This window comes from Micromonospora sp. CPCC 206171 (assembly GCF_036906755.1).
GTDB classification, from domain to species: Bacteria; Actinomycetota; Actinomycetes; order Mycobacteriales; family Micromonosporaceae; genus Micromonospora; species Micromonospora purpureochromogenes.
Window position 1 is genome coordinate 1 of record NZ_JBAKHT010000059.1, and the last position, 1,402, is coordinate 1,402.

Consider the following 1,402-nt stretch of genomic DNA (forward strand, 5'->3'; position numbering starts at 1 on the left):
AAGAACGAGGACGTGAAGTTCGTCGACGTACGTTTCTGTGACCTGCCCGGCGTGATGCAGCACTTCAACATCCCGGTCGAGTCCTTCGACGACAGCGTCTTCACCGACGGCCTCGCGTTCGACGGCTCGTCGATCCGCGGCTTCCAGGCGATCCACGAGTCGGACATGCTCCTGCTCCCGGACGTCGCGACCGCCTTCATCGACCCGTTCCGCGCGCAGAAGACCCTCGCGCTGAACTTCTTCATCCACGACCCGTTCACCCGCGAGGCGTACTCCCGGGACCCGCGCAACGTGGCGAAGAAGGCCGAGGCGTTCCTGGCGGCCAGCGGCATCGCCGACACCGCCTACTTCGGCGCCGAGGCCGAGTTCTACATCTTCGACTCGATCCGCCACGAAACCTCCGCCCACCAGTCGTTCTACTACATCGACTCGATCGAGGGCGCCTGGAACTCCGGCCGCGAGGAAGAGGGCGGCAACCGCGGCTACAAGACCGCCTACAAGGGCGGCTACTTCCCCGTACCCCCGGTGGACCACTACGCCGACCTGCGCGACCGCATCGTGCGCCGCCTCGTCGACGGCGGGTTCACCGTCGAGCGCTCGCACCACGAGGTGGGCACCGCCGGCCAGTCGGAGATCAACTACAAGTTCTCCACCCTGCTGCACGCCGGTGACCAACTCCAACTCTTCAAGTACCTCGTGAAGAACGAGGCCTGGGCCGCCGGCAAGACCGCCACCTTCATGCCCAAGCCCCTCTTCGGCGACAACGGCTCCGGCATGCACACCCACCAGAGCCTCTGGCTGGGCGGCGAACCGCTGTTCTACGACGAGACCGGCTACGCCGGCCTGTCCGACACCGCCCGCTGGTACATCGGTGGCCTGCTGCACCACGCCCCGTCCCTGCTGGCCTTCACCAACCCCACCGTCAACTCCTACCGCCGGCTCGTGCCCGGCTTCGAGGCGCCGGTCAACCTGGTCTACTCCCAGCGCAACCGCTCCGCCTGCACCCGCATCCCGGTCACCGGCAGCAACCCCAAGGCCAAGCGCGTCGAGTTCCGGGTCCCCGACCCGTCCAGCAACCCCTACCTCGCCTTCTCCGCGATGATGATGGCCGGCCTGGACGGCATCAAGAACAAGATCGAACCCCCGGCGCCCATCGACAAGGACCTCTACGACCTGCCCCCGGAGGAATGGGGCGACGTCAAGCAGGTCCCCGGCTCACTGCCCGAGGTGCTCAACGCCCTCGAAGCCGACCACGACTACCTGCTCGACGGCGGCGTCTTCACCCCCGACCTCATCTCCACCTGGGTCGCCTGGAAACGCGCCAACGAGGTCGACCCGGTCCGCCTGCGCCCCACCCCGCACGAGTTCGCCATGTACTTCGACTGCTGAGCAGTCGACCGAC

1 protein-coding gene is annotated in these 1,402 nt (G+C 67.0%); it reads left to right on the forward strand.

What is annotated here, in order from left to right; translation table 11 throughout:
• Positions 1-1,389: type I glutamate--ammonia ligase (gene glnA, locus V6U89_RS30050; RefSeq protein ID WP_334576676.1), on the forward strand; the 1,389-nt coding region annotated here is incomplete at its 5' end.
• Positions 1,390-1,402: the final 13 nt, after the last annotated feature.